Source organism: Polaromonas sp. (assembly GCF_031411155.1).
Lineage (GTDB): Bacteria > Pseudomonadota > Gammaproteobacteria > Burkholderiales > Burkholderiaceae_C > Polaromonas.
This window is the reverse complement of record NZ_JANOAL010000087.1, coordinates 45,516-51,962: the sequence shown is the minus strand read 5'-3', so window position 1 is coordinate 51,962 and position 6,447 is coordinate 45,516. Positions and strand designations below refer to the sequence as shown.

5 protein-coding genes are annotated in these 6,447 nt (G+C 65.7%); 4 read left to right on the top strand and 1 reads right to left on the bottom strand.

Going from position 1 to position 6,447, the window contains the following annotated elements:
• The 3 genes from RMO23_RS05380 to cobA all read left to right on the top strand — a co-directional run.
• The coding region (locus RMO23_RS05380; RefSeq protein WP_309679228.1) for a molybdopterin-dependent oxidoreductase at positions 1-2,804 on the top strand (2,804 nt) is incomplete at its 5' end.
• Between the two features lie 42 nt (positions 2,805-2,846).
• Complete coding sequence (gene ybiB, locus RMO23_RS05375; RefSeq protein ID WP_309679225.1) at positions 2,847-3,752, top strand: DNA-binding protein YbiB; 906 nt, start codon at positions 2,847-2,849, stop codon at positions 3,750-3,752.
• Positions 3,749-4,540, top strand: a complete 792-nt coding sequence (gene cobA / locus RMO23_RS05370) for a uroporphyrinogen-III C-methyltransferase (protein ID WP_309679223.1) — start codon at positions 3,749-3,751, stop codon at positions 4,538-4,540. The genes ybiB and cobA overlap by 4 nt, the downstream gene beginning before the upstream one ends.
• 18 nt (positions 4,541-4,558) lie before the next feature.
• Here cobA and RMO23_RS05365 read toward each other — a convergent pair whose 3' ends face one another.
• Entirely contained in the window at positions 4,559-5,197 is a 639-nt protein-coding gene (locus RMO23_RS05365) for a hypothetical protein (RefSeq protein WP_309679221.1), read from the bottom strand.
• Positions 5,198-5,452: 255 nt separating this feature from the next.
• On the opposite strand from RMO23_RS05365, the gene RMO23_RS05360 reads away from it, so the two are divergent.
• Entirely contained in the window at positions 5,453-6,445 is a 993-nt protein-coding gene (locus RMO23_RS05360) for a hypothetical protein (protein ID WP_309679219.1), read from the top strand.
• The last annotated feature ends 2 nt before the right edge of the window (positions 6,446-6,447 follow it).

Sequence of the window (6,447 nt, the reverse complement as noted above, 5' to 3'; positions counted from 1 at the left end):
CCGGCGTGCGCGGCGACCCGGACCACCCGGCCAACTTCGGGCGCCTGTGCACCAAGGGCTCGACGCTGCACCTGACCGCTTCGCCCACCATCGCGCTGCAGACCCGGCTGCTGCAACCGATGCGCCGGCTGGAGCGCAAGGCGCCGCTGCAGCCGATCGCCTGGGACACGGCGCTGGACGCCGCGGCGAACGCCATTGCCGGCAGCGTCAGCGCGCACGGCCCCGACTCGGTCGGCATCTACGTTTCCGGCCAGCTGCTGACCGAGGATTACTACGTCTTCAACAAGCTGGCCAAGGGCCTGCTGGGCACCAACAACATCGACACCCACTCGCGGCTGTGCATGAGCAGCGCGGTGGCCGGCTACAAGGCCACGCTGGGCGCCGACGCGCCGCCGGCCTGCTACGAGGACATCGACCACGCCGGCTGCCTGTTCATCGCCGGCAGCAACGCGGCCTGGGCCCACCCGATCCTGTACCGCCGCATCGAGGACGCCCGCCGGGCCAACCCGCACCTGAAGATCATCGTGGCCGACCCGCGTGCCACGGAAACTGCGCTACAGGCCGACCTGCACCTGCAGCTGCTGCCCGGCACCGACGTGGCGCTGTTCCACGGCCTGCTGCACGTCATGCTGTGGGAAGGCCTGACCGACGGCCGTTTCATCGCCGAACACACCACCGGTTTCGAGGCGCTGCGCGACCGGGTGCGTGAATTCACGCCCAAGGAGACGGCCCGCATCTGCGGCATCAAGGAAGCCGACCTGGTGCAGGCCGCACGCTGGTTCGGCGGCCCGGGCGCAACCTTGAGCCTGTATTGCCAGGGCCTCAACCAGAGCAGCAGCGGCACCGCCAAGAACGCCGCGTTGATCAACCTGCACCTGGCCACCGCGCAGATCGGCAAGCCCGGTGCCGGCCCGTTCTCGCTGACCGGCCAGCCCAATGCCATGGGCGGCCGCGAGGTCGGCGGACTGGCGAATCTGCTGAGCGCCCACCGCGACCTGGCCAACCCGGCGCACCGGGCCGAAATTGCGGCGCTGTGGGGCGTTCCCTCGGTGCCCGAAAAGCCCGGCAAGACCGCCGTCGAGATGTTTCAGGCCGCCGCCGACGGCGAAATCAAGGCGCTCTGGATTGCCTGCACCAACCCGGCCCAGTCCATGCCCGACCAGGCCACCGTGCGCCGTGCCTTGGACCGCGCCGAGCTGGTGATCGTGCAGGAGGCGTTTGCCACCACGGCCAGTTGCGACTATGCCGACCTGCTGCTGCCCGCCACCACCTGGGGCGAAAAGACCGGCACCGTGACCAACAGTGAACGCCGCGTCAGCCGCGTGCGCCCGGCCGTGCCCGCGCCCGGCGAAACCCGGCATGACTGGTCGATTGCCGTGGCGTTTGCACAGCGGCTGGAAAAGCTGCTGGCCACCCCGCCTGCACCTGAAAAAAGCCTGTTTGCCTACGACCAGCCGGAAACCATCTGGAACGAGCACCGCGAATCGACACGCGGCCGCGACCTCGACATCACCGGCATGAGCTACGCCATGCTCGACACGGCGCCGCAGCAGTGGCCGCTGCGCGAAGGTGAAACCAATGGCAAGCTGCGGCTCTACGAAGACGGCATCTTTCCCACCGCCGACGGCAAGGCCAAATTCGTCAACACCGTTTACAAGCCGGTGGCCGAACCGCGCGAATCGCGTTATCCGTTTTCATTGACCACCGGCCGCCTGCGCGACCAGTGGCACGGCATGAGCCGCACCGGCACGCTGGGCCGGCTGTTTGGCCATGTGGCCGAGCCGGCGGTGCAGATGAACGCGCAGGACATGGCGCGCAGGCTGCTCAAGGAAGGCGACCTGGTGCATGTCACTTCCAAACGCGGCTCCATCGTGCTGCCGGTGCAGGCCTCGGCCGAAGTCGCCCTGAGCCAGGCTTTCATCGCCATGCACTGGGGCGAGGAGTATTTGAGCGGCCTGTCCAGCAGCGGCGAGCCGCTGGCCGGAGTCAATGCCCTCACCACCTCGGCCTACTGCCCCAGCTCCAAGCAACCCGAACTCAAACACGCGGCCGTCAAAATCCTCAAGGCCGAGCTGCCCTGGTCTTTGCTGGCCATGGCCTGGCTGCCCGAGGGTGAAACGCTGGGCGCGCGCGAACAGCTCAAGCCCCTGATGTCCGCCTTTCCCTTCAGCAGCTGCGTGCCGTTTTCCAACAACACGCCGTTGGCCAACCCTGGCGCCGAACGCAACGGCGTGCTGTTTCGCGCGGCTGGCCATGAGGCACCGGCCGACGAGCTGCTGGCCCGCCTCGAAGGCCTGCTGGGCCTGGGCGGCGCCGACGTGCTGCGCTATGCCGACAAGAAGAAAGGCCAGCGCCGCAGCGTGCGGCTGATTCGCAAGGGCGCTCAGGGCGAGCAGGCCGAACTGGCCGGTTTCGTGCTGGCCGGCGACACCAGCGCCCAGGCCTGGATCAAGACCCTGCTGCAGGACGAGTTGCCCGCGCAGGCCTATGGCCGGCTGCTGCTGTTGCCGGGCGCCAAGCCGCCGGTGGCGGTGCAGTCGCGCGGCAAGCTGGTCTGCAGCTGCCTGAACGTCAGCGACACGGCAATTGACGCGCACCTTGCAACCCTGAGCCAGGGCATCAATTTGGGGGCAAGCGGCTCCGGCTACCTTGGCACCGACGACGAGCGGCTGGCCTCTTTGCAGGCGGCGCTGAAATGCGGCACCAATTGCGGCTCCTGCATCCCCGAGCTCAAGCGCAAGGTGCGTGATGCCCGCGGCCCTGCCCCAGAGCGCCCCATCATCCCGATCCGGCAGGTGGCCTAAGCTCATAACAAAAAGTTATCTGCGTTCGCAGACAATCGCCCCATGGGCATCAGTCAGTACATCAAGGTCATTGGTCGCGGCAAACAGGGCGCGCGTGCGCTGACGCGTGAGCAGGCGAGCGACCTGTTCGGCCAGGTGCTGGACCGCAGCGTGACCGATCTTGAAATTGGCGGCTTTTGTCTGGCCATGCGCATCAAGGGCGAAACCGCCGACGAGATGGCGGGCTTTCTGGACGCCACCTACCAGCGGCTGAACCGCCTGCCCGCCACCGACCGGCCCCTGATCGTGCTGCCCAGCTACAACGGCGCACGCAAGCTGCCGGTGCTGACGCCGCTGCTGGCGCTGCTGCTGGCGCGAGAAGGCTTGCCGGTGCTGGTGCATGGCACGCCCACCGAATCGTCCCGGATTTTTTCATCAGAAGTGCTGCAAGCCCTGGACATCCATGCGCTCACAGCTATTAAAACAATAGCAAACGGCGAGGTCGCCTTTGCGCCGACCGAGCTGCTGTGCCCCGGCCTCAAGCAATTGCTGGACGTGCGCCGCGCCGTGGGGCTGCGCAACCCGGCCCACAGCCTGGTCAAGATCATGAACCCCTGCCTCGGTAAAAGCCTGGTCATCAGCAGCTATACCCACCCCGAATACGCCGAGTCGATGGCGCTGACCTTTGCGCTGATCCAGGCCAACGCCTTGCTGCTGCGCGGCACCGAGGGCGAAGTGGTGGCCGACGCCCGCCGCACGCCGCAGATGGAGGCTTTTATCGCCGGCAAGCGCTTGCTGCTGCAAGAGGCGCAGCCCGGAACCCTGCCGACCGTGCCCGATCTGGCCAAAACCATTGATCCGGCCAGCACGGCGGCCTATATTCAGGCCGTGATGGCGGGCCGCCAGCCGGTGCCGGCCTCGATTGCTCGGCAGGTGGAACACATCTTGCATCTGGTCCCCCAACTATGAATACACCCCCCAAAAACCTGCCGACCAGCGGCCACTGCACCCTGGTGGGCGCCGGCCCGGGCGATCCCGAGCTGCTGACCCTCAAGGCCCTCAAGGCGATACAGAGCGCCACCGTGCTGTTTGTGGACGACCTGGTGAGCAACGAGATTGTGGCGTTTGCCCCGCCCACGGCCCGCATCGTGTATGTCGGCAAGCGCGGTGGCTGCAAATCGACGCCGCAGGAATTCATTGAAAAGCTGATGGTCATGGCGGTGCGCGAAGGCGAAACCGTGGTCCGCCTCAAGGGCGGCGACCCCTTCATTTTTGGCCGTGGCGGCGAAGAGGTCGAGCACCTGCAGGCCGCCGGTATTGCGGTCACCGTCATCAACGGCATCACCGCCGGGCTGGCCGCAGTCACCTCGCTGGGCGTGCCGCTGACGCACCGGCAGCATGCGCACGGCGTGGTGTTTGTCACCGGCCACGCCAAGCCCGGTGCGGCCGGCACCGACTGGCGGCTGCTTGCCGCCACCGCCCACAGCGCGCGCCTGACGCTGGTGATTTACATGGGCGTCAGTGGGGCCGGGCGCATTCAGCAAGAGCTGCTGACCGGCCTGCCGGCCAGCACGCCGGTGGCGGTGATTCAAAACGCCTCGCTGCCGACGCAACGCCACATCGGCACCACGCTGGGCCTGCTGGCCGATGCGATCGAGCAGGCCGGCCTGGCCAGCCCGTCCATCATCGTGGTGGGCGATGTCATGGCCGGCGTCGCCCTGGCGGCGGCGCATCCGCAAGCCGCCCGCGCCGCTTGATTTCGGCGGGAAGGCGCCTCAGCGCTTTTTGGCCGGCGTCAACTCGTTCAGTGCGCTCAATTCGCTCCAGGACGATTTCACCGCGTCAATCCAGTCCGGGTCGGCCTTGGGCGCATCGCGCGACGCCAGCATCAGCACCGCATTGACCAGCACAAACAGCGCGCCCCAGGCCAGCAGCGCCAGCAGCAGCACAAAGCCGGGCGTCACTGCATGGTTCCAGGGCCGGGCAATGCCCAGAAAAGCGGTAAAAAACCAGGCGCTGTTGGACAGCGACACCGCCAGCGCCACCGTCAACCAGTGGCCCCGCGTCCAGGCCGACACCGGTCGTGAGCGCTGCAGAATCGGAAACACCCGGTGGTGCAGCACAAAGGCATTGGCGGTGAGCAGACCCACCAGCACCAGCTTGCCCTGCAGCTTGCCGTTGGCCAGGTAGTCGGGCCGGTCGGCCAGGCCCAGCATGATCAGCGCGCCGCCCGTCACATACAACCCCAGCAGCGCCACGCCAATGGTGATGGTTTCAAAACGCTGCGGCGCCGGAATGACCACCCGGTAGCCCAGCACCTTGGCCAGCAGGCGCAGGTCGGTGATCACGATGGTGCCAATGGCCGCGCAGGTCGCAATCAGGTGCAGGTAAATCAGAATCATCGACAAAATCATGGGCATCGTCCCTGTTGAAGGCTCACCGTCTGGGCAGGCGCCAACGCCGCTGCTTGCAAACCAACTCATTACAGCCAGTTTAGTCAAAAACTTTTCACACTTCGACATGAATTGACATGAATTGACATGAATTCACACGAGTTGACCCCGGTGTTGCCTATCGGCATCGCGCGCCCCGCATCCCCGCCAGTGGCGCGGTCACAGAGTTGACATGTGCGCTGACTAAGCTCATGTCTTTTGACTGGACCCCTGCTCATGTCACCTCGTTTTCTGGCTGGCGCACTGCTGGCGCTTGGCCTCTCGTGCGTCCAGGCGCAACCGTTTTCCTTCGGCCTGTGGGGCGACATGCCCTACCAAAAGGCCGGTGACGAGCCAAAAATCCCGGCGCTGCTCAACAGCATCAACCAGTCCGACATCGCGTTTTCGATTTACGACGGCGACATCAAGGACGGCAGCTCCCAATGCACCGACGCTATTTACGCCTCGGCCCTGTCCATGTTTGGGCAGATGGACCAGCCCGTGGTGTACGTGCCCGGCGACAACGAATGGACCGACTGCCACCGCCTGAACAACGGCGGCTACGACGCGCTGGAGCGCCTGGCCTACCTGCGCAAAACCCTGTTCCCCACGGCGGCCAGCCTGGGCAAACGCCAGCTGCCGCTGCTGCACCAGGGCCAGCCCGGCGAGAAGTACGTTGAAAACACCCGCTTCAGCCACCATCAAATCGTGTTTGCCGGCTTTAACGTGCCCGGCAGCAACAACAACAAGGTCATGGACGACAAAGACTGCGGCAACAAAAGCGCACGCACCGCCGCGCAGTGCCAGGCCAGCAATGCCGAACACGTCGAGCGCGACGCTGCCAATCTGCAGTGGCTGCAGCAGGCGTTTCAGGCCGCCAAAGACCAGAAGGCGCGCGGCCTGGTGCTGGTGATTCAGGGTGACCCGGGTTTTGACCTGCCGGAAACCGAAGACAGGGACGAGAGCCAGGCGCCTGGCGTCAGCGGCTACCGCAATTTCATCAACGCCGTGGTGAGCGAGACCGAACAGTTTGCCGGGCAAGTGCTTTTTGTGCATGGCGACACGCATTTCTTCAAGCTTGACAAACCGCTGTACAGCCCGTCCAGGCTGCTGCCCAACCTGACGCGCTTGCAAACCTTTGGCAGCCCGATGATTCACTGGGTTCGCGTGGAGGTCGACCCGGCGAATCCGAACGTCTTTACGGTCCAGCCCGTCATCGTCAGGCAGTAAGA